The 25,123-nt window shown below is 57.4% G+C and carries 25 protein-coding genes and 2 pseudogenes; 11 read left to right on the top strand and 16 right to left on the bottom strand.

Translation table 11 applies throughout. From position 1 onward, the window contains the following. Positions 1–377: 377 nt before the first annotated feature. From HBN63_RS14925 to HBN63_RS14935, 3 genes are read left to right on the top strand one after another with little or no spacing between them, the layout of a single operon-like run. Positions 378–1,640, top strand: coding sequence for a TolC family protein (locus HBN63_RS14925; RefSeq protein WP_134638023.1), 1,263 nt, complete (start codon positions 378–380; stop codon positions 1,638–1,640). Beyond that, entirely contained in the window at positions 1,637–3,097 is a 1,461-nt protein-coding gene (locus tag HBN63_RS14930) for an efflux RND transporter periplasmic adaptor subunit (protein WP_134638022.1), read from the top strand. The genes HBN63_RS14925 and HBN63_RS14930 overlap by 4 nt, the downstream gene beginning before the upstream one ends. Next, positions 3,094–6,237 carry an efflux RND transporter permease subunit gene (locus tag HBN63_RS14935; RefSeq protein WP_134638021.1) on the top strand — a complete coding sequence of 1,048 codons (3,144 nt, stop codon included), beginning with the start codon at positions 3,094–3,096 and terminating at the stop codon, positions 6,235–6,237. The genes HBN63_RS14930 and HBN63_RS14935 overlap by 4 nt, the downstream gene beginning before the upstream one ends. 60 nt (positions 6,238–6,297) lie before the next feature. On the opposite strand, the gene HBN63_RS14940 is transcribed toward HBN63_RS14935, so the two are convergent. Genes HBN63_RS14940 through HBN63_RS14950 form a run of 3 tightly spaced genes read right to left on the bottom strand, consistent with a single transcriptional unit; the run spans position 6,298 to position 8,123 of the window. Next, positions 6,298–6,960 carry a transmembrane anchor protein gene (locus tag HBN63_RS14940; protein WP_134638020.1) on the bottom strand — a complete coding sequence of 221 codons (663 nt, stop codon included), beginning with the start codon at positions 6,958–6,960 and terminating at the stop codon, positions 6,298–6,300. A gap of 12 nt (positions 6,961–6,972) precedes the next feature. Then, on the bottom strand, positions 6,973–7,716 hold the full coding sequence (locus HBN63_RS14945; protein WP_134638019.1) for a HupE/UreJ family protein: 744 nt from the start codon (positions 7,714–7,716) through the stop codon (positions 6,973–6,975). A 47-nt stretch (positions 7,717–7,763) separates the two neighbouring features. Continuing rightward, positions 7,764–8,123, bottom strand: coding sequence for a hypothetical protein (locus tag HBN63_RS14950; protein ID WP_134638018.1), 360 nt, complete (start codon positions 8,121–8,123; stop codon positions 7,764–7,766). Between the two features lie 118 nt (positions 8,124–8,241). On the opposite strand from HBN63_RS14950, the gene mreA reads away from it, so the two are divergent. Together mreA and HBN63_RS14960 are read left to right on the top strand one after the other, a co-directional pair. Further along, the gene (gene mreA / locus HBN63_RS14955; RefSeq protein WP_045733414.1) at positions 8,242–8,529 is read left to right on the top strand and encodes a metal-sensing transcriptional repressor MreA; all 288 of its coding nucleotides are present in this window, start codon (positions 8,242–8,244) and stop codon (positions 8,527–8,529) included. Between the two features lie 9 nt (positions 8,530–8,538). Next, positions 8,539–9,666: pseudogene (locus HBN63_RS14960) on the top strand (nickel/cobalt efflux transporter). Between the two features lie 119 nt (positions 9,667–9,785). On the opposite strand, the gene HBN63_RS14965 reads toward HBN63_RS14960, so the two are convergent. Then, on the bottom strand, positions 9,786–10,532 hold the full coding sequence (locus HBN63_RS14965; RefSeq protein ID WP_170049977.1) for a transglutaminase-like cysteine peptidase: 747 nt from the start codon (positions 10,530–10,532) through the stop codon (positions 9,786–9,788). A 188-nt stretch (positions 10,533–10,720) separates the two neighbouring features. Here HBN63_RS14965 and HBN63_RS14970 point away from each other — a divergent pair, with 188 nt between their 5' ends. Both HBN63_RS14970 and HBN63_RS14975 read left to right on the top strand, forming a co-directional pair. Beyond that, complete coding sequence (locus HBN63_RS14970) at positions 10,721–11,065, top strand: hypothetical protein (protein ID WP_134638016.1); 345 nt, start codon at positions 10,721–10,723, stop codon at positions 11,063–11,065. Between the two features lie 203 nt (positions 11,066–11,268). Continuing rightward, a complete protein-coding gene (locus HBN63_RS14975; protein ID WP_134638015.1) occupies positions 11,269–12,207 on the top strand; it encodes an HD-GYP domain-containing protein in 939 nt (312 codons plus the stop codon). 219 nt (positions 12,208–12,426) lie between these two features. Here the strand turns inward: HBN63_RS14975 and HBN63_RS14985 are convergent, their stop codons facing one another. The 7 genes from HBN63_RS14985 to HBN63_RS15015 form a co-directional block, all read right to left on the bottom strand. Next, positions 12,427–12,840, bottom strand: coding sequence for a hypothetical protein (locus tag HBN63_RS14985; RefSeq protein ID WP_134638209.1), 414 nt, complete (start codon positions 12,838–12,840; stop codon positions 12,427–12,429). Then, on the bottom strand, positions 12,837–13,718 hold the full coding sequence (locus tag HBN63_RS14990) for a patatin-like phospholipase family protein (RefSeq protein WP_134638210.1): 882 nt from the start codon (positions 13,716–13,718) through the stop codon (positions 12,837–12,839). The genes HBN63_RS14985 and HBN63_RS14990 overlap by 4 nt, the downstream gene beginning before the upstream one ends. A 13-nt stretch (positions 13,719–13,731) precedes the next feature. After that, a complete protein-coding gene (locus tag HBN63_RS14995) occupies positions 13,732–14,517 on the bottom strand; it encodes a DUF547 domain-containing protein (RefSeq protein ID WP_170049979.1) in 786 nt (261 codons plus the stop codon). An 8-nt stretch (positions 14,518–14,525) separates the two neighbouring features. Then, on the bottom strand, positions 14,526–15,242 hold the full coding sequence (locus HBN63_RS15000; RefSeq protein WP_170049980.1) for a TIGR04283 family arsenosugar biosynthesis glycosyltransferase: 717 nt from the start codon (positions 15,240–15,242) through the stop codon (positions 14,526–14,528). After that, the gene (locus tag HBN63_RS15005) at positions 15,235–15,936 is read right to left on the bottom strand and encodes a DUF2064 domain-containing protein (protein WP_170049981.1); all 702 of its coding nucleotides are present in this window, start codon (positions 15,934–15,936) and stop codon (positions 15,235–15,237) included. Before HBN63_RS15005 ends, HBN63_RS15000 begins: the two co-directional genes overlap by 8 nt. Positions 15,937–16,027: 91 nt before the next feature. Continuing rightward, positions 16,028–16,255 carry a zf-HC2 domain-containing protein gene (locus HBN63_RS15010; RefSeq protein ID WP_134637991.1) on the bottom strand — a complete coding sequence of 76 codons (228 nt, stop codon included), beginning with the start codon at positions 16,253–16,255 and terminating at the stop codon, positions 16,028–16,030. After that, positions 16,249–16,854 (bottom strand): sigma-70 family RNA polymerase sigma factor, encoded by a 606-nt coding sequence (locus HBN63_RS15015; protein ID WP_134637992.1) that lies wholly within the window; start codon positions 16,852–16,854, stop codon positions 16,249–16,251. The genes HBN63_RS15010 and HBN63_RS15015 overlap by 7 nt, the downstream gene beginning before the upstream one ends. A gap of 920 nt (positions 16,855–17,774) precedes the next feature. Here HBN63_RS15015 and HBN63_RS15020 point away from each other — a divergent pair. The 4 genes from HBN63_RS15020 (at position 17,775) to HBN63_RS15035 (ending at position 20,120) form a co-directional block, all read left to right on the top strand. Further along, positions 17,775–18,491, top strand: a complete 717-nt coding sequence (locus HBN63_RS15020) for a cytochrome C peroxidase (protein ID WP_166801154.1) — start codon at positions 17,775–17,777, stop codon at positions 18,489–18,491. A gap of 56 nt (positions 18,492–18,547) precedes the next feature. Further along, the gene (locus HBN63_RS15025; RefSeq protein ID WP_223181882.1) at positions 18,548–19,315 is read left to right on the top strand and encodes a hypothetical protein; all 768 of its coding nucleotides are present in this window, start codon (positions 18,548–18,550) and stop codon (positions 19,313–19,315) included. Between the two features lie 27 nt (positions 19,316–19,342). Beyond that, positions 19,343–19,813 (top strand): arsenate reductase ArsC, encoded by a 471-nt coding sequence (locus HBN63_RS15030; protein ID WP_170049982.1) that lies wholly within the window; start codon positions 19,343–19,345, stop codon positions 19,811–19,813. Between the two features lie 67 nt (positions 19,814–19,880). Next, a complete protein-coding gene (locus tag HBN63_RS15035) occupies positions 19,881–20,120 on the top strand; it encodes an anti-sigma factor (protein ID WP_170049983.1) in 240 nt (79 codons plus the stop codon). Here HBN63_RS15035 and HBN63_RS15045 read toward each other — a convergent pair. The 5 genes and pseudogenes from HBN63_RS15045 to HBN63_RS15065 all read right to left on the bottom strand — a co-directional run bounded on the left by HBN63_RS15045 (position 20,117) and on the right by HBN63_RS15065 (position 24,845). Then, positions 20,117–22,240, bottom strand: a pseudogene (locus tag HBN63_RS15045) (EAL domain-containing protein). The gene HBN63_RS15035 and the pseudogene HBN63_RS15045 overlap by 4 nt on opposite strands. A gap of 98 nt (positions 22,241–22,338) precedes the next feature. Next, positions 22,339–22,830: a DoxX family protein gene (locus HBN63_RS15050; protein ID WP_170049986.1), complete on the bottom strand. Its 492-nt coding sequence runs from the start codon at positions 22,828–22,830 to the stop codon at positions 22,339–22,341. A gap of 6 nt (positions 22,831–22,836) precedes the next feature. Continuing rightward, a complete protein-coding gene (locus tag HBN63_RS15055) occupies positions 22,837–23,592 on the bottom strand; it encodes a DNA-binding domain-containing protein (protein WP_134638062.1) in 756 nt (251 codons plus the stop codon). Continuing rightward, a complete protein-coding gene (locus tag HBN63_RS15060) occupies positions 23,589–24,518 on the bottom strand; it encodes a DUF692 domain-containing protein (protein WP_170049987.1) in 930 nt (309 codons plus the stop codon). The genes HBN63_RS15055 and HBN63_RS15060 overlap by 4 nt, the downstream gene beginning before the upstream one ends. A gap of 30 nt (positions 24,519–24,548) precedes the next feature. Next, entirely contained in the window at positions 24,549–24,845 is a 297-nt protein-coding gene (locus HBN63_RS15065) for a DUF2282 domain-containing protein (RefSeq protein WP_170049988.1), read from the bottom strand. Positions 24,846–25,123: the final 278 nt, after the last annotated feature.

Genomic DNA, 25,123 nt, shown 5'->3' on the forward strand with positions numbered 1-25,123 from the left:
CTTTTGGCAGTATGCCGGTAGCTGAACCCTGCCTGATGCAAAGTGCCATGGCCGATATGGATCATGCCGGCAGTGAGGCCCCTTGCTGTGAGGACATGAGCGACACCTCTAGCTCAGGCAATAAATCTCCCTGTAAATCTGGTCAGGAATGCAATACCAGCGTTTTTCTCCAGTCTATGGCGATTAAACCTTTCGCTCCTTTGCGTACCCTCCCCGAAACAGCTCTGATACAGCCGCTCATGCAACGAGAACCTGCCGGCCTTTGGCGTCCGCCCCGCGTCTCCTGATGTTCTGATCTGAAATGCGCTCCGCTTAAAGAGCGCTCTGTATGCCGTCTGCATTTGGCGGCATTGATCAACGTCATTGGAGACGAAAGCATGTCTGCTTTCCTTATCGCACGCCGTGGCTGCTCAGGCGTGCTGGCTGCTGCGCTGTGGGTGAGTTATGTTCTCAACGTGCAGGCGGAGCCCCTCACGTTCGCCCGCGCTCAAACCCTGGCCGAACGTACGGCCCCTGAGAATATTGCCCGGCAGGCTCAAGTCGAGTCGGCACAACAGGCTGTGATGCCGTCGGGTGCTCTGCCTGATCCCAAGTTGATCCTGGGCGTGGATAACCTGCCTATTGAAGGCCCGGATCGCTACTCGCTTAATCGCGACTTTATGACCATGCGCCGCATTGGCCTGATGCAGGAAGTGCCTAACAGCCATAAGCGCCAGGCTCGCCGGCAACTGGCTGAAGCCACGGTTACTCGTGCCGAAGCAGAGCAACGCGCGATGGTCTTGGAGACCAAGCGGCAGACGGCGCTGAGCTGGCTCGATGTCTATTACGCAGAGCGTCGCGTTGAGCTTTTCTCTGAGTTGGATGAACAGATCACCCTGCTGCGCTCAGCTGTTCAGGCCTTGATCGCTGGCAGTTCCGCGCGATCCAGTGAACTTCTTCAGGCCGATCAGGAAGCATTAACGCTTGAGGACCGGCGTGATGAGCTGGATCGTGATGTTGCGATTGCACGCGCCACGTTACGTCGCTGGGTCGGCGATGATGCGAGTCAGCCACTGGCCGGCACTCCACCTGCGCTTAGCTTGGAAGTACCGCGCCTGCAGCATCGCCTGGGGGAACATCCAGATCTGCGGGCTGCAGCCGCCCGTGTGGGCGAAGCCAATGCTGAACTGGCCGAGGCAGTTTCTGAGAAGAAACCCGACTGGGGTGTGGAGTTCGCCTACAACAACCGTGATAACCAGTTCGGCGACATGCTGATGTTGCAGTTCACCTTTGACCTGCCCCTGTTCGTCGGCACCCGTCAGGGGCCCAAGATCAACGCCAAGCAACACAGCGTGGCCCAGGTGGAGGCGGAACAAGAGGTGCTGCTGCGCACTCACCAAGCCGAACTGGAAAGCGGCCTCGCCGAGCTGGAGCAACTGCGCAAGATGTTGATCCGTACCGAACAACACCTTATCCCTTTGTCGAGCAAGCGCGTGGATCTGGAGCTCGCCGCCTACAAAGCGGGCAACAGCCAATTGGCGGCTGTGATCAATGCCCGTCGTGACCTGATCGAGGCGCAACTGCGCAAAATCGACCAACAGCGCCAGCTCAGCCAGCTCTCCGCCAGTCTGTATTACGCCTATGTGGAGGGCCTGAAATGAAAGCGTCCGCTCTGAAGTATTGCCTAGTAGGCCTTGCTATTGCGGCGGCTGGAACCGCTGGTGGTTTCTGGCTGGGCAAGCAAAGCTCATCCCATAATCAGATGCCAGCAGCGGAGTCGGAGGATCGCCAGGTGCTCTACTGGTACGACCCAATGGTACCGACTCAGCGTTTCGAGCAGCCAGGCAAGTCTCCCTTTATGGATATGGAGCTGGTGCCGAAGTATGCCGGCACTGAGCAGGATACGAGCGCTCTCAGCGTGCCAGCGCAAGCAATCCAGAACCTAGGTATGCGCACTTTGACGGTCGTACGGGCAGTACTACCATCCGGTATCGATGCGGTAGGTTCACTGGCCTACAACCAGCGCGAAGTCGCTACGTTGCAGGCGCGCTCTGCCGGCTTTGTCGAGCGGGTATATGGCCGTGCCCCCGGAGATGTACTGCCTGCAGGAACGCCGTTGGCTGACCTGCTGATCCCCGAGTGGTCTGCTGCCCAGCTTGAGTTCATCGCGATATTGCAGAGCGGTGATGCTCGGCTGGTCGACGCCGCGCGTGAACGCCTGCGGCTGCTGGGTATGCCCAAAGGGTTGGTCGATCAGGTGCAACGTACCCGTAAACCGAAGGCATTGCAGACCTTGGTCACCCCCATTGGCGGTGAGTTGCTGTCCCTGGAGGTACGCGCTGGCATGGCGGTTTCGGCCGGCCAAGACCTGGCTCGCCTCAATGGGTTATCGAGCATCTGGCTTGATGCGGCCATTCCTGAGTCCCAGGCCTCAGCGGTTCAGCTTGGCGCGCAGATCAGTGCAAGCTTGACTGCTTTTCCAGGCCAAACGCTAAAAGGCCGAGTGATTGCACTATTGCCGAGTGCCGACGTGCAGACACGAACGCTGACGGTGCGCAGTGAACTGCCCAATCCAGAGCGCAAGTTGCGCCCTGGTATGTTTGCATCGGTGCGGCTCAATAGTGCAGACGAGCAACCGGTGCTGCTTATTCCTAGCGAGGCTGTGATTCGCACCGGTAAACGCGCTCTGGTCATGCTGGCTGAAGGCGAGGGACGCTACCGTCCCCATGAGATCCGGGTCGGGCGGGAAGCCGATGGCCGCTTCGAAGTGCTTGCAGGCCTCTCTGAGGGGCAGGCGGTGGTGACTTCAGGGCAGTTCCTGATTGATTCGGAAGCCAGTTTGCAGGGTGTGCTGGCACAGATCGATGAGCCCACGCCCGTGCAGGCCCCACTGCATGAGTCCCAGGGGGTGATCCGCGAACTTGATGAGCAAACGGTCACCCTGGAGCACGGCCCTTTCGAGAGTCTCGGCATGCCTGGCATGACCATGGCTTTTGATTTGGCCAAGCCAGAAGTCGCGGCTGGACTGAAGATAGGCGACGCCGTACGCATTGGTGTACGACAGAGTGATGCCGGATTGGTCGTTGAACAGCTCACTAAACAAGGAGCCAACCAATGATCGCGCGTCTGATTCATTGGTCGATTGGCAACCGCATTCTGGTCTTGCTGGCGACCCTGTTTATCACCGCCTGGGGCATCTGGTCGCTGCGCAGCACGCCACTGGATGCCTTACCGGATCTCTCCGACACCCAGGTGATCATCCGCACCAGCTTCCCCGGCCAGGCTCCGCAGATCATCGAGAACCAGGTGACCTACCCGTTGGCTAGCACCATGCTTTCTGTGCCTGGTGCGAAGACCGTGCGTGGTTATTCGTTCTTCGGCGACTCGTTTGTCTACGTGTTATTCGAGGACGGTACCGATCTCTACTGGGCACGTTCCCGCGTACTGGAGTACCTCAACCAGGCGCAGGATCGACTGCCGGATGGGGTCACCACCACCCTGGGTCCCGACGCCACGGGCGTGGGCTGGATCTACCAATACGCCCTGGTGGATCGCAGCGGCAAACATGACCTTGCGCAGTTGCGTTCAATCCAGGACTGGTTTCTTAAGTACGAGCTCATAAGCCTGCCCAACGTGGCGGAGGTCGCCACGCTAGGTGGCATGGTTAAGCAGTATCAGGTCGTGCTCGATCCGCAGAAGATGGTTGCCTACGGAGTAACGCAACGGGAGATTGAGGCGGCGTTACAGGGGGCGAACCAGGAAACCGGCGGTGCCGTCCTTGAGTTGGCCGAGCGTGAATACATGGTGCGTGCCTCTGGCTATCTGGAAAGCCTGGAGGACTTTCGCAATGTACCGTTGCGCACGTCACCGACCGGCATACCGATTTTGCTTGGCCAGGTAGCAAGCATTCAGCTCGGCCCGGAGATGCGCCGCGGTATAGCCGAGCTAAATGGTGAAGGCGAAGTGGTCGGTGGTGTGGTGATCATGCGCTCGGACAAGAACGCTCGCGAGGTGATCAGCGCAGTAAAAGAGAAGCTGGACAGCTTGCGCGCAAGCCTACCCGCGGGCGTCGAGTTGGTGACGACCTATGACCGCTCCAAGTTAATTGATCGGGCTATCGACAACCTCAGTTTCAAGCTGCTGGAAGAGTTTGTCGTCGTCGCCCTGGTCTGCCTGATCTTTCTCTGGCACCTGCGCTCCTCGCTGGTGGCGATCATTACCCTGCCGCTCGGCATCCTTATGGCGTTTATCGTCATGCGTCATCAGGGCATCAACGCCAACATCATGTCCTTAGGCGGCATCGCCATCGCCATTGGTGCCATGGTCGATGCGGCCGTGGTGATGATTGAGAACGCCCACAAGCACATCGAAACGTGGAAAGAGCAGCATCCGAACGAGCGCCTACAAGGCGACACGCATTGGCAGGTGATCGGCAAGGCGGCTGCCGAAGTCGGCCCTGCGCTGTTCTTCAGCTTGCTGATCATTACCCTGTCGTTTCTACCGGTGTTTACCCTCGAAGCCCAGGAGGGCCGACTGTTTGGTCCACTGGCCTTTACCAAAACCTATGCCATGGCTGCTGCTGCTGGGCTGTCAGTCACTCTGGTACCAGTGTTAATGGGCTACTGGATACGCGGGCATATCCCCAGCGAGCAGCAGAATCCACTGAATCGCTGGCTGATTGCGGCCTATCGGCCGGTGCTTGAAGCGGTGCTGGCATGGCCGAAGACCACTTTGGTATTGGCACTGCTGGTCTTCCTCTCCAGTCTCTGGCCGCTAAGTCGGCTTGGCGGTGAGTTTCTGCCACCGATGGACGAGGGCGACTTGCTGTACATGCCCTCGGCTTTACCCGGCCTGCCTGCGAGCAAGGCAACCCAGCTGCTGCAACAGACCAACCGCATGATCCTCAGCGTGCCGGAAGTGGCGCAGGTGTTCGGCAAAGCCGGCCGAGCGGAGACCGCCACCGACCCCGCCCCGCTGGAGATGTTCGAGACTACGGTGCAGTTCAAACCGCGCGATCAATGGCGCGATGGTATGACACCGGAGAAGCTGATCGATGAGCTTGATCAGGCGGTCAAAGTCCCTGGGCTGTCGAATATCTGGGTACCACCGATCCGCAACCGCATCGACATGCTCGCCACCGGCATCAAGAGCCCTATCGGGGTGAAGGTTGCCGGCACTTCGCTGGTCGACATCGAGCGCCTCACCCGTGAGATCGAAGGGGTCGCCAAGCAGGTGCCGGGGGTGAGCTCGGCGCTGGCTGAACGACTGACGGGCGGGCGTTACGTGGACATAAAAATCAAGCGCCTGGCCGCAGCGCGTTATGGCCTGAACGTCGATGACATCCAGGCGGTGGTGTCAGGGGCTATTGGTGGCAGCAACCTCGGTGAAACCGTAGAAGGGGTGGCGCGCTATCCGATCAATCTGCGTTACCCCCGCGAGTGGCGAGACAGCCCCGAGGCGCTGCAACGGTTGCCCATCCTTACGGCAGCAGGCCAGCAGATCACACTCGGTTCTGTGGCCGACATAAGCCTGAGCGAAGGACCGCCGATGCTGCGCAGCGAAAACGGGCGTCTTTCCGGTTGGGTCTATGTCGATGTCCGCGACCGTGACCTGGCGTCGACCGTACGTGAGCTCCAGCAACGGGTAGCTGAGTCTGTGAAGCCAGATGCGGGCATGACCATTTCCTACTCGGGGCAGTTCGAGTTCCTAGAACGCGCCAATGCGCGCCTGACCTGGGTGGTACCGGCGACACTGCTGATTATCTTCGTGCTGCTCTATCTCACCTTCAATCGTTTGAGCGAGGCCTTGCTGATTATGGCCACCTTACCGTTCGCCCTGACCGGCGGCGTCTGGCTGCTCTACTGGCTGGGTTTCAACCTTTCGGTGGCCACTGGCGTCGGCTTTATTGCGCTGGCAGGAGTGTCGGCAGAGTTCGGGGTGATCATGCTGATCTATCTGCAGAACGCCTGGCATTGCCGAGTTGAAGCGGGGCGCACAGATAGTCCTGCTTTGCTTGAGTCAATTCGAGAGGGGGCGGTACTGCGCGTGCGACCGAAGGTGATGACGGTCGCAGTGATCATTGCCGGTCTATTGCCGATCCTCTGGGGCGAGGGAGCGGGATCTGAAGTAATGAAGCGAATCGCCGCACCGATGGTCGGCGGGATGATCACCGCACCGTTGCTGTCGATGCTGGTGTTGCCTGCAGCTTACTGGTTAATGCGTAGACAGGGCACGCGAAAGAGTCATCAACATCGGTAACTATATCTCTGGAAGTTCAGGTGAACCCCTCCACCATCATGGCGGAGGGTGCTTTGTGACTTAGATAACTCGCTTGACGCTCAGGTACTCGCCCTTGGTCTTCAGTGTGATGGTCACGTTTTTGTTGCTTCGGTTGCGCCAGAACCAACCATGGGTGCCGTCGAAGATGGCAGTGAACTCGCCTTTATCCCCCGTGATCTGCTTGGCCTTGCTGTAGCTGTGGTAGTAGCCCTTGGGGCCGTTGTAGGGCTCGCCATGGGTGTCGTGGTTGACCGGTACGCCATCGGTTGTCCACTCGTAGCTGACGGTGGCCTTGTCCAGCATCTCCAGCTTGATTTCACTGGCCTCGCCCGGCTTCAGCGTGACGGTCACTTTATCCGACTTCACGGCTGGCTCAGGCTCAGCTACGGGTTCGGCCACAGGTGCTGCTGCAACAGGCTCTTGAACTACCGGCTGAGTAGGCGCGGGGGCTTGCACGACCGGAGCCGCAGCGGGCTGAACCGCTGCATCCGCTACCGCTTCTTCGGCCAGGGTTATCTTCATTTCGCCCATCTGGGTCAGGCCGAGTACGCGACCAACGCCCGTCGGGTCGATGGCGTACTCCGAAGGCATCACCACGGTGACCAGTAAGGCTGCGGCAACACCCACGGCGATCACAGTGGAGCGCAGCAGTTGGCGGCTGGTTGGCAATTCGCTTTGGGTCGGGAGCTTGGTATTGAACATGCTGAGAATTCCTTACTGCGAGACGATCAGGCCGGTGAGCTGGTAACCCATCAAGAGGAAACCGGCGCTCATCATGGCGACGTTGGCGGTATAGGCATGACGCCAGAAGCTGGCGGTGCGTCGCCAGTAGCCCATGACAATCAGGATGGCGCTCAGGGCCAGGAGCTGGCCGATTTCGACGCCGACGTTGAAAGCGATCAGGTTGGTGATCAGGCCGTCAGCCGAGATCTCGTATTCCTGAATCTTGGTCGCCAGACCGAAGCCATGCAGCAAGCCAAATATCAGCGTGGCCGCTTTGGTGTTCGGCTGGTGGCCGAACCAGCGCTGGAATGCGCCTAGGTTATCCAGCGCCTTGTACACCACCGAGAAACCGATGATGGCGTCGATCACATAGGAGCTGATGTTGATTTCCGCCAGTACGCCCAACAGCAGCGTCACGGTGTGACCCACGGCGAACAGCGTGACGTAGAGCCCCACGTCCTTCAGGCGGTATAGAAAGAAGATCACCCCGAAGAGGAACAGCAGGTGGTCGTAGCCGGTGATCATGTGCTTAGCGCCCATGTAGATGAACGGCAGCACCATCACCCCGGAGCTTTCCTGGATAAAGCCCTTGTCGCCCTCGGCAACAGCGTGGGCCAGTGCGTCAGGCATGCCGAGAAACAGCAATGCCGTGAACAGCAGCAGTAGCAACGAGCGATTCGGGCGCACGACAGATGCGTCCATTGCGTCCATTGCGCCCATAGATAGCGAATGCATGGTTGAGTCCTAAATTAAAGGGGTCTTGGGCCGCACAGCGGCCTGTGTCAGAGCACGAATGTGGCGCGTGGTGGCCGCTCGATCAGGAAGATCGGGCTTGGAGGAATGGAGTAGCGAGGGGCGAGTATCGGCTGCGCACGTTCTGGCAGCGTGCTGATGCCCAGCCGCGCGGTTAGATGCGGTGTTTCATGCAAATGGTCGGCGGTCAGCGGCGAGTGACAGTGATCCCCGTACGCAGCGCAGGCCAGCGTCTCGTCACCATGCGCATGCGAATGAGCACCGTCATTGCCACCCAAGGCTTGCTGGCTCGACCCCATAAACAGCGCAGAGGTATGCCCGGCCCAGGCCATCAATATGGCGAGAGCAAGGGCAAAAATTACCTTGGTGCTGATGGGATTGCTGAGCATGTTGTGGTTCTTTCGAAGCCTAAACGGGTGGCTTTTGTGGGGCGGTAGCCGGTTTGACCATATCCCCCCAGGGGGGATAGCATGCGAGCGTAATTCATCGACGCACGAGACTCAAGGCATGAGCGATCACGAACACGGCCACCAACACCAAAGTCATGGCGACATCATCAAAAGGTTGAAAAGAGCGGAGGGCCACCTGCGCAGCATCGTCACCATGATCGAAGACAGTCGGGCCTGCGTCGACATTGCTCAGCAGCTGCATGCCGTGGAAAAAGCCGTCTGCCAAGCCAAGCGTGTGCTTATCCAAGACCATATCGACCACTGCCTGGAGCATACGGTCGAAGCACTTGCGATAGGCGAGCGCGCATCACTCGAAGATTTCAAGCAAATAACCAAGTACCTCTAGGCCCCTTCCATGACGAGTTTCGCCGAACTGCTGCAGCAGGGAGTCTCGCAGGCCTGGCTGTACATCCCCAGCGCCATCTTGCTGGGTGCCTTGCACGGCCTGGAGCCTGGGCATTCGAAAACCATGATGGCGGCGTTTATCGTGGCCATTCGTGGCACGGTGAAGCAGGCCATTCTGCTGGGACTGGCCGCAACTCTTTCGCATACCGCCGTAGTCTGGCTGGTGGCCATGGGCGGCATGTACCTAGGGCAGAAATTAGACGCCGAAACTACCGAGCCTTATTTCCAGCTCGCGTCCGCAGCCATCATTATCACCATCGCCTTGTGGATGCTCTGGCGCAACTGGCGTGGCGAGCAGATGTGGCGTTTCGAGGAGGGCGATGAACATCAACATGAGCATCACCACCACGATGAAACCCACCGTATCGATACCGGTCACGGGCGTATCGAGCTGTCGATCTTCGAAGAAGGCATCCCTCCGCACTGGCGTCTGAAGACCTTGAGTGGCCATGTCTGGCCGGCTGCCGAAGTGAGCCTGCTGACGACTCGCCACGATGGGTTGGCCCAGTAGTTTCGCTTCGTCGACCGGGGTGACTACCTAGAGTCACTGGACGAGATTCCCGAGCCCCATGAGTTCACTGCGCGCCTGAGCCTCGGCCATGCTGATCACTCCCACGACTATGACCTGGAGTTCCGCGAGCACAGCCACGGTCATGAGCATGATCATTCCGAGTTGGAGGGACTGGAACTGTCGCTGGAGGGCTACCAGGATGCCCATGAACGGGCGCATGCCAACGACATCCGCAAGCGCTTCAGCAACCGCAATGTCACCACCGGCCAGATCATCCTGTTCGGTTTGACGGGCGGACTGATTCCCTGCCCGGCAGCGATCACCGTGCTGCTGCTCTGCCTACAAGTGAAGGAAGTCGCGCTGGGGGCCGTGCTGGTGTTGTGCTTCAGCATTGGTCTGGCCATAACTTTGGTCACCGTTGGCGCTGCCGCCGCTATCGGCGCTCGCCAGGCATCCAATCGCTGGCCCTGGATGGGCGCTGTCGCGCGTCGCGCCCCTTACCTGTCCAGCCTGCTGATCATTGGGGTGGGGATTTACATTGGCGCTCATGGTTGGTCGGTTTTATAGCTTCGAGCGCGACCTCTGGAATGGCTTCAGCCTTGTGGCCAGATTACTCTGGACAGAGTAATCGGAGATGACTACTGATGCAGGCGGGGCGCGCAGTCTTGGGGGTATAGCAGCGTGTGCTAGCTCGCAGGGTCCGGGATGTGCCTGGCGGACGACTGCAGTAGTGGCAAGAGACTGGTCACGTTGCCATTTGCCAGAAGAAGACCCTCATTCTCCAGCTTGGCTAATAGTGCCGTCCAATGAGGTAGTAGTTCGGTCTTGCCAACTGCCTGCAAGTTATTTTGCTCGAATCGATACAGATGAGTGTCGCCGAAGGCAAATTGCATGTGCAAATCCAGGCGTTGACTAATCGGTAGAATTGCTGGGTTTAGGTTGTCCAGCAGCAGGGGCTCGGCTGCAAGGTCCGGCCAAAAGCCCAGGATCATATGAGCCTGTTTGGCCGAGGAGACGGTCGTGTACACCAAGCGCAAGTTCTTCTCGGTAATGCCGAGTAAACGCAAGGTGAAGTACTTGGCGAGGGCAAAATCCTCGCAGTCGCCCGCTCCCTGAATAAGGGTCTCCTGCGGGGACGCCCAATAGTCTGCTTGCCCCCATACGTCCCGATCTTCGCCGTAGAGGATGTTGCTATTGAAGAACGCATTGACCTGTCGCAGCTTATCCTCATCACTTAAAGAAATGCTCTGCTCGACGAGCGCCTTCCAATCCTCCAGGCGTTGCTGGGCCTGTTCGTCAGTTTTTTTGGAGGGGGAATGGAGAGCAGTGGCATAAGCCGCTCCCGCGAGTATGCTGCTACCCAACAGAAGACCGGCAAATACTTGCTTATGCCGGCCTAAAAAAAATACAACGAGAATGTACAGCTTTACCAAGCCGTGCTCCTTCCTAACTCGTGTTGAGAGTGTGGGGTCAACTGATGTTTGCACCATATGCTTGAGCCTTTGCTGGAGCAAGGCGCATTCGTCGGTTCTGTGGCTTGCGGTTGCCGTGGACGGAGTGCTGTAACAAAGCAGCGGGTCAATCGTCTGAATGGTGTAAGACATCTTTGGAGGATGACATCATGAAATCGCTAGTAGGTATGACCGCGCTGACCGCGCTGCTGATTGGTACCAACGTAACTTCGGTTCAGGCTGAAGAAGTCAGTGCTCTGTGGTTCACCCAGGGGCCACAGTTACTCTTGGCTGAGGGTGGTAGCGAGCGGCTTATGCTCAATCAGCAACGCTTGCAGGCACTGGCTAACCAGCGCTCGGTTTCCGACGATGGTCAGCGGTTTGTTCAGTTGATCGAAGAGCAACCCACTGCGGCCGGAGATGCCGCAAGCAAGCAGCAGTTTGAGCGTAAGGCAGCGCCAAGCTTCAAATCACCGATCCAGCGGGATCGAGAGCTGTATGGCAGCCCACACTGATGCTGGTCAGTGTGCTGAGTGAAGCATGTGGGAGATGCCAACCAAGCCGGTGTCGCCTACCTAGGGCACAGGGATGTGCCAACCAATCTGTCTAGATTGCCGTTGTTTATCGACGTCCTTATTTAATGTCTCCAGCACGTGCTTGCCATCCCTGAAGGCCTGATGCTGCTGCATTTTGCGCTTCGGATTCGGAGATTCGTTCCATGTTGCCTTTTATTTCGGGTTGGTTGGGTAAAGCGGCAGTTGAGCCCAGTCGTTCAACCAACCCATCGAAGGCGCTGCTCAGCAGCCTGTTAATGATGGCCTGGTTCGTCGAGGCAAGAGATCCTTATACCGGCGGACATTTGTGGCGAGTATCGCGCTATGCCAGGCTGCTCGCTGAAAAGGTAGGTCTACCGGCAGCCGATGTTGCTCGGATCAGCATGGGTGGCTTTTTGCACGACTTGGGCAAGATCGGCATCCCGGACGCGGTGTTGCGCAAGGCCAGTGAGTTGAATGCCGATGAATTAGCCATTGTGCGCACTCACCCGGAAATGGGCTGGCGTATGCTTGCAGGTCACCCCTTGGCTGAGTTGGTCAGGGAGGCTGTCTATAGTCATCACGAGCGCCCAGACGGCAAGGGTTATCCGCGCGGCCTGCGCGCCTCGGAAGTGCACCAGGATGCACGCATAGTCGGTATCTGCGACGCGTTTGATGCGATGACCAGCAGTCGCCCCTATCGTTCAGGCATGAGCCGGGGCCAGGCATTGGCCATTATCCACAGCCAGAGCGGCAGCCAGTTCGATACCACCTTGAGTCGTCATTTGATTGAGTTGGGTAGGCTCGGCGAACTGGACCATGTGATGGGGCACTCGGATGAGGGCATTCCTCTACAGGATTGCCCAATGTGCGGACCAACGCTGGTTGTCAAACGTGAGCAGCAGCCAGGCGAGCATATTTTCTGCCGTAATTGCGGCGGCGAATTTAGCCTTGAGGCTTCCCATCCGGGGCTGCGGGCGCGCGCCACGGGTAGGGTGGGAAGTCCTGCGGATCTGCAGCCGGATGTCGATCATGGCCTGATTCGCAAGGTTGTCGAGGAGGCCGTGAGCAGCATGCCCTTGGATGAGATGTTGTCGTCCTATGAACAGGTCGTTTACCGATGATCAGGCAGGCGGTTATCAGGCTGCCCACTGAGATAGTGTGGCGTGCAGCTAAAATTTCGCTGTTGGTGGGTAGCATCCTTAACCTTATCAACCAAGGTGATGCGCTCTTGGGCAGCGCCGAGTTGTCTCTTCCACATGCTCTGCTCAATTACCTGGTGCCATTTGGTGTGTCGGCTTTCAGTGCTGTGCAGGCGCGTGGCAAGACTTCGGTGTAAGGCCTTAAAACACCTCACGACCACCCTGATACCAGCGCCAGCTATCGAGTAAGTCGAAGCATAGGCTGATGCCATTCACGATCAGAACCAGGCTGACATAGATGGCCTCATATGGAGGCGTCACGGATGCATTGGCGGCTAGGTAGAGCAGCAGCATTACTTGCAGTGGGCCCCATATCAGTAAGTGAGGAATGGCCATCAGGCGGTTGAAGCCAGCATAGCGATACAACAGCACCATATTGCTGCCCAGTGCCAGCAGCGCGGCTATTGCCACCATGCGGGCACTTGGATAGTGCAGTAACCCTAGGCTGACAAGATTGACCGGCACCAGAATGCCTGCCATCCATATTTGTACCCACAAGGGTAGGCGCCGAAACGATTGCCAAAGATGTTGATGGATTGTGACGAAGGCATTCATGGCATATCTCCAGGGCGCATATCGTGGTGCGAATGGGCGCGCAGTGAATCGGGAACTCCGGTCTCTTGCAGTCCGCCAGACTCCAGCCAGGCTTGCGTTTGCAAATAGGCACGCTCGATCAGGCTGCGGGTCTGGGTAAAGTCGAAGACTGAAACCCCCAAGGGGCATAAAGGTGCGGCCACGTGGATCTTTGCATGCATTGCATGTAGTTCGATGTCGCGCACCAACTGGCGCATGCTCATGAGGTTGAGGGTATGCAGCGCCAGTGCAACCAAACCTTTGGGTGGTGTCTTGCAAGCGCAGCCAAAGCCGGTGGGCAATACCAGGATGCGCGTGGCACCAAGGGCCACTGCGCTGGCGATTGGCGTATTGCTGGCCACGCCACCGTCCATCAGTAAGTGACCGTCTATTTCAATCGCGGGATAAACCAGAGGAATAGCCGCACTGGCCAGCAAAGCATTGAGCAGGTCGCCACGCGACTGCAGCACCTCTGCTCCACTCAGCAGATCGGTGGTGACCACATGCAGCGGGAGCACGCAGTCCTCCAGGTTGCTTACCGGAAGGGCGGCCAGAATCATCTTGCGCAGACCGGCATTGCTGAGAATGTGCCCACGTCGTCGCAATAGAGATTCGGCCGCGCTGAAGAGGGAGAAGGGGAAGATGTCTCGTTGGCCCAGGCTGCACCAAATGTCGGCCAGTTCCGCGACACCTGCGCTGCTCGGGTTGCTGGCGAAATAGGCACCGTTGATGGCACCCACAGATGCTCCTATGACCATATCGACATCCAGCTGCGCCTCCACCAGGGCTTGCAACATGCCGACTTGCACAGCCCCCAGACTGCCTCCACCAGCGAGCACTACGGCAGTTTTTTCATTCATTGATGTTGCTCCCTTAACCGGACTGGTTGAGCGACCAGTCATAATCCATGAACTCAACCTCTAATACGCTTTCACGGGTGGGTGCATGTTGCGGGTCGCTTATGATTGGAGTTTGTTGAAGCAGGTAGGCTTGCAGCGACCCCCAGCGCTTAGCGAAGTCCTCTCCGTACCAGTCGAATATCTTCGAGACCTGAAAGCGTTGGCGCGTTGGATCGAAGCGATTGCGACTAGGGTCGGATAGAAATCGCTTCTGGCTGTCTTCCAGCTGCTCATCCAGGCGTGCAGCGATGAATGCTTCATTGCGCAGGGCTGGGCAGCCCACCGAGGCGCAGTTGACGGCGAAGTGAATGCGTGGCTCGTCGAATACACCGGGCTCGCGGATCATGGAGTGTTCGAGTTGGTCGAGAGTCAGCGTTTGTCCGAGCAGCGGGATAAAGGCTTGTTTCCAGGGGTTGCCGAACAATCCGCCGATGTCCTTGATCGACTCGACCGGGTAATGGGTGATGACCAGTTTTAACGTGAAAGCGTTGTAGGCATTGATCAGAAAGGCCAGGCGCTGCTCAGGGGCCCGGGTGTCGTAATGCGCTCGTGGAACATTCGAGAGGCTCGTCAGATAAGCCTCCAGCTCCAGCCGGTCGTTGATAAAGCTCGGGTAGTCGACCTCGCTAGCGACGCCTTGGTCGATCCAGGTGACATGCCTTGCCAGCAATGCGCTCCATTGCCGGTGGGTATGGTCGAAGGCACTGGCGTGTAGTGATCCGCTCAAACTAAACAGCAGTGCGAGTAACAAGGCACGCATGGGCTCTCCTAGGGCTGGGCTGCGGGTTTATGGCGCGAGCTGTAAAAATGCGCCAGGCGAGTAGCCGGCACGCCAAGGGCATGAGCCAGCGCAAGCAGACGATTGCGCAGCGAACGCCGCCACCAACCGTCGCGCTCCCAGCGTCTGGGATCGACTTCAATACCCTGTCGCAGTTTTACGAAACGCCCCAGTCGACGTAGTTGTCGCACCAGTTCGACTTCCTCGAATAGTGGCCAGGGACTGTGTTGGCCGCATGTTTGGTAGGCACTCGCCTCGACGAATAAGCCTTGATCGCCATAAGGCACACCATAGTGATTGCGCCAAGCAATCAGCTTCTCAAGCAGCCGGCTTTGCCAGCAGCCAGAGCCAGCGAAACGGAAGGCGAAGTAGCCGCCGACTGCACCGCTGCTGATTGCTCTGCTCAGCTCGGGAAGTGGATTGTCTTGAAGTTGCGTATCTGCATGCACAAACCAGAGGATCGAATGCCGAGCATGCTGTGCTCCTAGGCGCAGTTGCAGGCCTCGGCACGGCGTAGCCGGAATCCACTGCGCGCCATGCTGTTGGCAGATGTCGCGGCAGCTCTGGCTGCCGGCAGCATCGACCACAATTATCTGCATGACTTGTCGCGATGCCTGGGCAAGGTTGTGCAGTTGCGCCAGTAGTAGGCTCAGTACGGGCTCATCTCGCCAGCAGGGAATGATCACACTGATCGGCGAGTCATGCATGTGCATGAGCTCCCAGGTTCTGCAGGGCATCGCGCAAATGCTGTCGGGTGGGGCGCAGATCTTCCACGAGGCTACCAGCCAGCCGCGTCAGATCTTCCAAATGGTCGATGTCGAATAGCTCGCCAGCCAAGACGACTGAATGCCCTGCGTGGCTGCAGCTGTCAGTTAGTGCCTGGCCTAAGCGCTCGGTACTCCAGGGCAAACGGCTCAACTCCGGCCAGGGGCGGTTTGAGGCCATGAGTACGACGCCACCATCTTGGGCCTTGAGTAGCACGGTGTCGTATTCAGCGAGCAGCCTGTCTACTTCATGGTAATGATGCGCTGCCAAGGTTGGGCAGTCGCTGCCAATAAAGATCAAGCGATGCTGGCCTCGGGCGCGTAACTGGCTATCCAGATCATTCAAGCGTTGACCCAGGTTGCCACCTTGCTGCGGTAGGCAGAGTGCATCTGGGCAAAGAGCCTTGCCCCAGTCCAGAAGTTGAGGCTGATCCGGTGAGATTGCCTTAGGCCCTGGCCAGTGGTTGAGATCCTCCAGGGCGCAATCGAGCAGCATTCGGGCAAATTGCAATGCCTGTGCCTGACCCACTTGCACGGCCAAACGCTGTTTTGAGTGGCCCAGTGCAGGTCGCTTACAAAGCAGCACCAGGCATGCGCTTGAGGCATGCTCTTGCTCGTAAGGTTGGATGTCCGTCAAGCGCGTGCTCCTGTTCTACCAGCGGCGCAGGCCTTGTCTTCAAGGCTTGTTCACCTAAGAGCACGGTCCTGCATTTTTGTTACAGCACGCGCTATTGTTCGGGGTTGTTAAGCTTTTTGAGAATGGCTTGGGTGTCTACGTTTTCATCGGTTAGAGGCAATTTTTGTAGCACCTCAGAAGTCAACTTGAGCTGCTTGATGTAAAGCGTGCAGCGCGAGCACATGCGCAGGTGCATGAATACCGCCCAGCGAGTGCTTAGGCGTAAGTCGCCTTCAATGATCGCAGAGCCCAGTTCCGACATTTCTCGGCAGGTCAGCATGTGCCTACCTCCTCAAAGTGGTTAAGCATGGCATGCATGCGTTGCCGCCCCCGGTGCAACAGCACGCGGATATTGCCTTCGGCCAGCCCCAGCGCTTGAGCGATTTCGTCGTAATCTAGGCCGCCTAGCTCGCGCATCATCACCACGCTTTGTTGGTCGCCGGGCAGCTTATGCAAGTGCTTGCGGATGCACTCATGCAGCTCGGCTTCGGTGAGCAGCTCCTCAGGGGTGTCATGGTGCCATTGGCTGGGCGGCGCGTCCCACGCGCCCTGTTCACTGAAGCGCGAGCTGATGGGAGAGCCTGAGTCGATCCCCCAACCCTCTAGGGCGATTTCTCGTCCGCGCTTGCGCCTCATGGCATGTGCTTCATTGATCGCAATCCGTGCCAGCCAGGTGCGCAGTTTGGCGCGTCCCTCGAACTTACTGATTGCCGCAAAGGCCTTAAGCCAGGTTTCCTGTGCGACATCATCGGCCGACTCAGGGCCTACCAAAGGCATGGCCATGGCGACCAGAAAGGCATGGTGCAGCTTGATGACCGCTTCAAGGGCAGTGCTGTCGCCTTTGCGTAGTCGTCTGATCAGTTCCTGCTCATCATCCATTCGCTTGTCCCTTGGTGGCTTCTTATATGCAAATCTTGCTAGCGGCCTCAGTGCAGCTACTTAGAGGCGACGTAAGCGGTTTTGTTACAGCGCATGCACGTCAAGACGCTAACCGGTCCGCGCCAATACGCAGCGAGAGGATAGTTGAAGACGTTGGGCAGCTGAATGTCTATGGGGAGCTGTTCAGGGCAGGGTGTAACAAAATGTCGGCCATCGCATCTGAGAGGGGCAGGCATTGAACCGCACGTGATGAATGGGCTCGTTCAATGTAGCGCTCTCGGGATCGGGCAGTAACGAACTGCCTGACTCATATTTACAAGACCTTGAGGAATCGACATGTCCCAGCAACTGAACAATAAAACCAACGCTTCTGCTCGCCGTCCGCTGGCCGCCATGCTGTGCGCAGGGGCGTTGAGTGTGGCTCTGGCAGGCCCGGTGCTGGCCGCAAATCCGTGTGCGCCCTGTGCAGCTAAGTGCGCCCCTGCAGCACTGAACCCGTGTGCGGCTAATCCTTGCGCTGCCAATCCCTGCGCGGCAAAAAATCCCTGTGCAGCCAATAACCCGTGTGCGGCAAAAAACCCATGCGCAGCCAAAAACCCTTGCGCAGCTAAGAATCCCTGTGCAGCCAAAGCGCAGTAATCACTGAGGTGAGGCCGCTGGCAGGTCATGCTCGGGTGTGGTTAATCCCCGCCTCACAGCGGGTTTAGCCTGCCAGCACATAGCCTTATTTGTAACAACCTTGGGTGATTTGCTTCCTAGTTTTGTTGGGTGTTCAACGACGCGTGCCAAGCTCAGTTGTCTGGCAGTGTCTAAGGTGTGGCTAAGGCTTCAACTTTGTAGGTTAAGAGAGCCGTAGGTCACCGCGATGCCCGTAGAGATATCCATTATTCGCCGTACTTGTACGGACTGAGGACGACACTATGCGCTATCTATGCCCCGATCTTGCTCCGCTACATGGTCACCGGCCACTTGCCGCTATGTTTTCCGCCACTGTATTGACCATGGCTCTATCTGGCCAAACGATGGCGGCCAATCCCTGTAGTCCCTGTGCGGGGAAGTGTGCTCCGAGCAGCCTGAACCCCTGCGCAGCCAAGAATCCTTGCTCCGCTAAAAATCCTTGTGCGGCCAAAAATCCATGCGCGGGAAAGAATCCCTGCGCCGCCAATCCCTGCGCGGCAAAAATGAATCCTTGTGCGATCAAGTCCGTCAAGCGTCCGGCTAATTACAAACCTTATCAAGGCAAGCAAGCTGATCTGGTTGCTTACGGTGAGAAACTCTACAAAGACACCAAGTTGAGCAGTAATGGCTTGTCTTGTGAGACCTGCCATCAGGGCGGCAATCTATTCCAGGCCAGTTTTGCCAAAGCGTTCCCTCATGAAGTAGCCATGGCGAAAAACCAGTTCGGCATGTCTCAAGTGTTTCTCGATGAGATGGTGCAGATCTGCATGGTCGCGCCCATGGCCACCAAGGCGCTGGGTTGGCAGTCGAAAGAGCTGGCGGCGCTTACCGCCTACACGGCAACACTGCAAACAAGCTTCAAACCTAACCCTTGTGCGGCCAATCCCTGTGCAGCGAAAAACCCCTGCGCGGCAAAGAATCCTTGTGCGGCCAAATGTGCGCCCTGTGCGGCGAAGTGAGTAACGTGCATTGACCGGGGTGGTGAGCGCCATCCCGGCCCTTTTTGGAGACTCTGATGAATTCAGCGTTACAGACTCTTGAAACCGCTATGCCGGAGCTCATCGTTGAGCTACCCAGGGCAAGTGAGCTGGCGCGTGATGAGCGTTCAAGCCTGTTGCTTGCGGCGCAAGAAGTAGCACGCTGCCAGCATGCATTGACCAAGGCCGGTTTGAATGTTGTGGGTGAGTTACTCAAGGGGCACGATGGTTTCTATGAGATGAACCATTACCCGGACGGTGATGTGTTCGACCGCGACAGTCATGCGCAGTACTACTATCACGCTCACCGCGAGGGCGGCGTTGAACATGGTCATTTCCACACGTTCATTCGTGGTCAGGGCATTCCCGGCACGTTACAACCGTTGTCAGCCCCAATCGGAAGTGAGCCCTGGCCGAGCGGCGATGAGGCCATTGCCCACCTGATCGCCGTGTCCATGGATGCCTGGGGGCAACCCATTGGACTGTTTGCCTGCAATCGCTGGGTTACAGGTGAAACCTGGTATCCCGCCGAGGCGGTCAAGGACATGTTGCCGAGATTTGTCATTGATCACGCTTATCCGTCCTGGCCAGCGAATCTATGGCTTACGGCGTTGTTGCAACTGTTCAGGCCGCATATCCAAGCGTTGATCGTACATCGGGATCGGATCATTGACGCCTGGCGCGAAGCACATCCGGCTCAGGATGTGTTTGAGGATCGCGGGCTTGAGATCACTGGTTACTTACCGATTTCAATCAATGACTGGGTTACGGCCTTGGCCCAGGCGCAAGACGACGACATTACCTGACAACTTTGCTTATTAATCGAGTAGACGATGAATATCCTATTTCTCTGCACCGCTAACAGCTGCCGCAGCATTCTGGCCGAAGCCATTTTCAATCACCTAGCCCCAGACGGTATGCGTGCCTTCAGTGCAGGTAGCAAACCCAGCGGTTGGGTGCATCCGCATAGCTTGAAGGCGCTGCAACGTGCTGGCATCGCGCAAAATGGTTTGCACAGCAAATCCCAGCAAGTGCATGAAAATCTGCAGCCCGACTTGGTCATTACCCTTTGCGGTAATGCCGCGGAGGAGCCATGTCCTGCTTACTTCGGAGCCGCGATCAAGGCCCATTGGGGCCTGCCTGACCCAGCCATACATGGCGGGGGCCAGGAAGAGGTCGATGCTGTTTTTGATGCGACAGTAACCAGCATTGTGCAGCGAATTGACAGCTTCCTAGCCCTACCACTGGGGCAGCTGAGCGCGCAGCAACTTGGGGCGGCATTGACGTCTATTGGTAATCGCTGAACCGGCCCGCAGTTTCACCAGTGAGCCACTGGCAGCGGCATAGGCTTATTAGTCAGGAGTCTGAAGTATGTTGACCTGCCGGGAAATGGCACTGCTGGGCTCGGATGTTATCGATAGGCAATTGAGCCTTAAGCAGCGCATTGCTGTCTTCGTTCATTTGCGCCACTGCAAGAACTGCCGTCTGTACATCAAGCAATTGGCATTCACCTCGGCGGTTCTGCAACAACTGATGCCCGAAACGGACAGCGCGGACGTTGACGTTACGCTGGAGAATATTCAGCGGGCCATCGGTGAGCGCAGGGCTTAGCTGCGCAGTTCGACGTGCGGCCTGACGTTGTCGGCGTGATAGCTGGTCATCCACGCATGTAGCGCCTCCAACGGCATGGGCCTGCCAATATAAAAGCCTTGTGCTTGATCACATCGGTTGGACTGTAGCCATTGCAGTTCACTGGCGGTCTCGACCCCCTCCGCAACCACCGACAAGCCAAGTTCACGACAGAGCAGTAGAGTCGAACGCACGATGGCGGCATTTTTATGTAGCTGATCGACCTGCGATACAAAGGCGCGATCAATCTTCAATTCGCTGACCGGGAGTGTTTTGACATAAGCCAGAGAGGCGTGGCCGGCACCGTAGTCATCAATCGATAGTTTCACGCCTGTTTGCGCGAGCGTATTGAGGTGCGAGTTGGCAAGCTCGGGGTCTTCCATCAGCGCGCTTTCAGTGATCTCTAGGCAGAGCCACTTGGCTGGTAAGCTGGCCCGCTCCAGCGCCTGTGTCACGTGACGAACAAGCAGAGGGTTGAGCAGATCGAGCTACGAGATGTTGATAGAGGCGACCAGTTCAATGCTATCGGACCGCCAGCGTGCCGCCTGGGTAATGACCTCCTGAATCAGCCAAGGAGTAATCTCGCGGATAAACCCGGTTTGCTCGGCAAACGGAATAAACAGATCCGGTGCGATCATTCCGCGAGTTGGGTGATGCCAGCGCAGCAATGCCTCAACCCCTGCAACACGTCCACTGACGAGGTTCATTTTAGGCTGGTAGTAAATGATGAATTCATTACGTGCTAACGCTTCGCGCATGTCCCCGAGCATTGTCAGTTGCTCATGCCGCACCACGTCTTCGAACTCTGCGCCAAAGGCATAGCGGTCGTGCCTGCGCTTGGCGGCCTTGATTGCTAGGTCGGCGCGCCTTAGTAGGGCGGTGAGGTCATCACCGTCGTCCGGATAAAACACCACCCCCAGGCTTACATCGATATCCAGGCGTTGGCCGTCGAGTAGCATCGGTTTGTGCAGTGCATCCAGAATCATCTGGATGTGCCCAGCGCTAGCGGCTCTATCGACTCCTTCGTAAAGAATGGCGAACTCGTCACTGCCAAGTCGCGCCACCATATGTGGGCTGATTACGCAGGCGTTCAACCGGCTGGCAATTTCACTCAGTACCCGGTCGCCTACCACATGGCCTAAGGCGTTGTTGATCGGGGCGAAACGGTCGACATCCAATAGCAGTAGCGCGCCATGCCCTCGTGATCGGGCAATGGCAAGCCGTTCCATAAAGTGCGTGCGGTTGGGTAGATCGGTCAGGGTGTCGACATAAGCCAGTCTGCTAATCCGCTCTTCGCGTAGCATGATGCTTTGTCGCATGGTAGCCAGTGCGCGCAGCAGTACGCGCATCTCCGGTCCGCGACCACGCGGTATCTGCTTATGGTAGTGCCCATCAGCGATGGTTTCAGCCACAGCTACCGCTTCACCGATGGGCGCAATAATGGACCGTGAGATCAGCAAGGCCAGTATGCTGCCGAGCAGCAGGGCGCTGGCGGTGATAACAGCAATCAGCCAGCGAGTACGGCTTGCCGATTGTTCAAAGTTCTCGACCGCGAGGTTCATCCGCTCGCGTTGATATTCCGCAAGACGCAGGCTCTCACGTAGCAGGGCGTTTAGAGCGGCGTCCGTATGCTGTTCAAAGTGCTCCCGTGCTTGGGGCAGCCCTTCGATTTCGATCAGTTCAACGGTTTCCTGAAAGAGCGAGCCATAGGCCTGGCGAAGGGTAGTGATGTGGGCAATGTCATTTTTCTGATATGTCAGTTCTGCAGCGCGCGCTAGCCCGCCGATGGCTGCGTCAGATGCCGCCATTGCGGCATCCATCTCGGCATACAGTGCCACTCGCTGCGCCCTGCCGGGCGTTTGCAGCAAGCGTAGAAGCTGAATGGCTGCGTACTGCGAATGGTGGTTGGCGCGCTGGGCAAGAAAGGCAAGCCGTGCCGGCTGGTCGACGAATTCATGCATGCTGGTAGACAGCGTTTCAAAACGATGCAGGGCAACGAGTGAAACGCTGAGAGATAGCCCCAGTAACATTGAAAATGCCAAGGCTAGGCGGGTTCGAATCGAAGCACTATGCGCAAATCGCCTGATGCGGTTGCTGATCATGTTGGCGTACCTCCATTCCTTGAAGGGCTGGCTGGTTCACTCCACGTGGAGGGCAAAACCGATGCCAGCAAGCCAGGATTTGCAGCCGGGTCAGTGCGCTATTGGCTGAATTTCCGGGCAATAAAGTGATCCAGGGCAACTGCGCCGGGGCCTTTCGCCAGCAACAGTAACAACACCGTGGCCCATACACCGTGCGTCGGGTAGGCATCCGGGTAGATCAGCAATTGGATGGTCAGGGTCATGATCAGCAACGCCAGGGCCGAAAAGCGCGTAGCCAGGCCCAGCAGGATCAACGCTGGGAAAAAATGTTCGGCAAAGGCTGCCAAAATCGCGGCAGGTTCCGGGGCGATCAGGGGTAGCCGATATTCTTCCTGAAACAGAAACACGGCCGAGTCAGAAAGCTGTGGTAAGCCGAATTGAAACTCGCCTGACACGATGTCCATGGCAAAACCTTGTACTTTAGTCTGCCCGGACTTCCAGAAAATCGCCGCAATGGAAAAGCGTCCGAGCAAGGCAATCAGCCAATAGGGTGTTCGTTCAAACAGCGAAATCAATCCTTTGATCAACTGTACCGGGCGAGCGTCATGCATGGTGGATTACTCCTGAAGGGTAAAGTGGGTGATGGCGGTGCAGCGCAACAGTAGTTCCAGTGCAGCGCCTAGGTTGAATGCCGTGGCAGTATTGGCAGCTGCTGCGAAGCTGAAGTGGTTGTGCAGGTTGTCGATGAACTGCGCAGCACCTAGCTCGATAGGGATAACCTCCACGTCGAGTCCTTGGCGTATCACTATCGCCGCCTCGTGACTATTGAGATCAATGCTTCCCAGGCGACTGGCAGGGGCTGCATCTTGATGTGCAGCCCAGAGCGAAACGACTGGGTAGCGCGAGCGAATAAGGTGAAGGCTGGGGTGTAGGGTGAAATGCACGCCAGGCAGGGCATTTTCATCGCTGAGCAGGCTCGCCAGTTCGGACAGCGCCAAGGGCGTGACTTCGGCTGCGTGATAGGCCTTTACATAGTGCATTTCCAGGCGTGCAAGATCAGCCAGGTAGGGCAGCCCGGCGGCTGGGTCAAAGCCCTGGATGAAATCGGGGAAATGCTCGCCATAAAAGACCAGTAGCGGAGAGTTGGGCGGCTGTGCATGTACAAATAAGTGAGCCATGGAGCGGAAGAACTCCTCGCCGACCATCGCTTGGGTAACAGGGAAGGTGTCCGCCAGCGCCTCGATAAGCGACATCGTGACGTTGTTGCGATAGACCGCATAGCGTTGCGCTGGATCGGAGCCATTCCAGGTGCACAGGCCCGGCGGGCATACTTGCTGTAACAAGCCGGCGGCAAATTCATCCTGAGACGTCATGCGGGAACTCCGCCTAGTGCATGCTGGCCTGGTTGTCTCTGGAAGAGCCTGTTCATTACTGCATCCGCCTGACGGGCCTCCGCCAGAAGATCCGCAAGCTCAGGGACATTGTTGTCGCGCTCGATCAGTGTCGGCTTGGGGCCAGTAAGTCCCAGGGTAAAGGCATACAGCTCCCATACGCTGGGTGCTACGGGGGTGCCATGGCTGTCGATCAACAATGGTGCGCCAGTGCTGTCTCTCTCCTCGGCAAATCCTGCCAGGTGGATTTCATCAATGGCCTGCAGCGGTAAACCCAGGATGTACTCACGGGCATTGCCACCATGGTTAGTGCAGGCCACGTGCACATTGTTGACGTCCAGCAACAGGCCACAGCCTGTGCGGTGTATGACATCGCTAATAAACTCGCTTTCGCTCATAGTCGAGGCGCGAAACTGTACGTAGGTCGCCGGGTTTTCCAGCAGCATGCGTCTGCCCAGGCGCTCCTGAACATGGTCAATATGCGCACACACATGCGTGAGCGTGCGTTGTGTATAGGGCAGGGGCAGCAGATCGTTCAGAAACGTGCCGCCGTGACTGGACCAGGCGAGGTGTTCGGAAAAGGACTCTGGCTGGTAACGTTCCAGCAATACTGCGAGCCGTGCCAGGTGGGCTAAATCCAGCGGTTCTTGACCGCCAATGGATAGACCCACTCCATGGATTGATAGCGGGTAGAGTCCGCGAATCCTCTCCAGGTAATAGTGGTAAGGCCCACCCGCGACCATGAAGTTCTCGGCGTGGACTTCAAAGAAACCCAGCGCCGGTGATTGCGCGAGAATCTCGCGAAAATGTTCGGGCTTTAAACCGATGCCAGCCTGATTTGGCAGCTGGGTGAGTGCTGGCGAAGCAGCACCCACCGCAAACGGTTCATGGCTAAGAGGCTGACTCATAGGAAGGCTCCGTGACCGTTTACTGACTGGTCAGGCGCTCTTTTCCTTGAACTCTTGGAGTTGGCCAAAGCCGGTTGGCGACGTAGGAGATGCGGTTTGCTCACAGGTCCCTTTGGGGACCAAGGACCAAGCATTGCCCTGATAGTCAGTCTTAGAGGTGCCTGCGCAGGACGTGCCGGCACCTGCCTTGCAATCATTTTTACCTTTGAGCGCGACGCCGAAACATTTGTCTTTTTCGGCAGCTTGGGCCGTCATTGGAATGGCGGCAACTGTGAGTGCCGCGCTCAGTGCCAATGCCAGGGTTGCGGTAGATACTGTTTTATTCATGGGGCAATTTCCTCAGACATTTGAATTGGTGCAGGGGAGCCAAACAGAAGAGTTATTGGCCCCACGCACTTTAGAGAGTGTTAACTGCAACTTGTTACAAGCATGGACCAAATCTAGATGACTTGGGCTTTTCAGCTTAGGTCATGAAACTTGTAGTGGTCAACTAATTCCGGACACTTCGATAGGTGGTTTCGACGCCATCGCCCGTTCGTATACGGTGGGTGGCAGATATCCCAGTTTCGAGTGCAGCCGCTCGTTGTTATAAAACCCAACGATGT

It is taken from the genome of Pseudomonas sp. WS 5011, from assembly GCF_012985775.1.
Lineage (GTDB): Bacteria > Pseudomonadota > Gammaproteobacteria > Pseudomonadales > Pseudomonadaceae > Aquipseudomonas > Aquipseudomonas peli.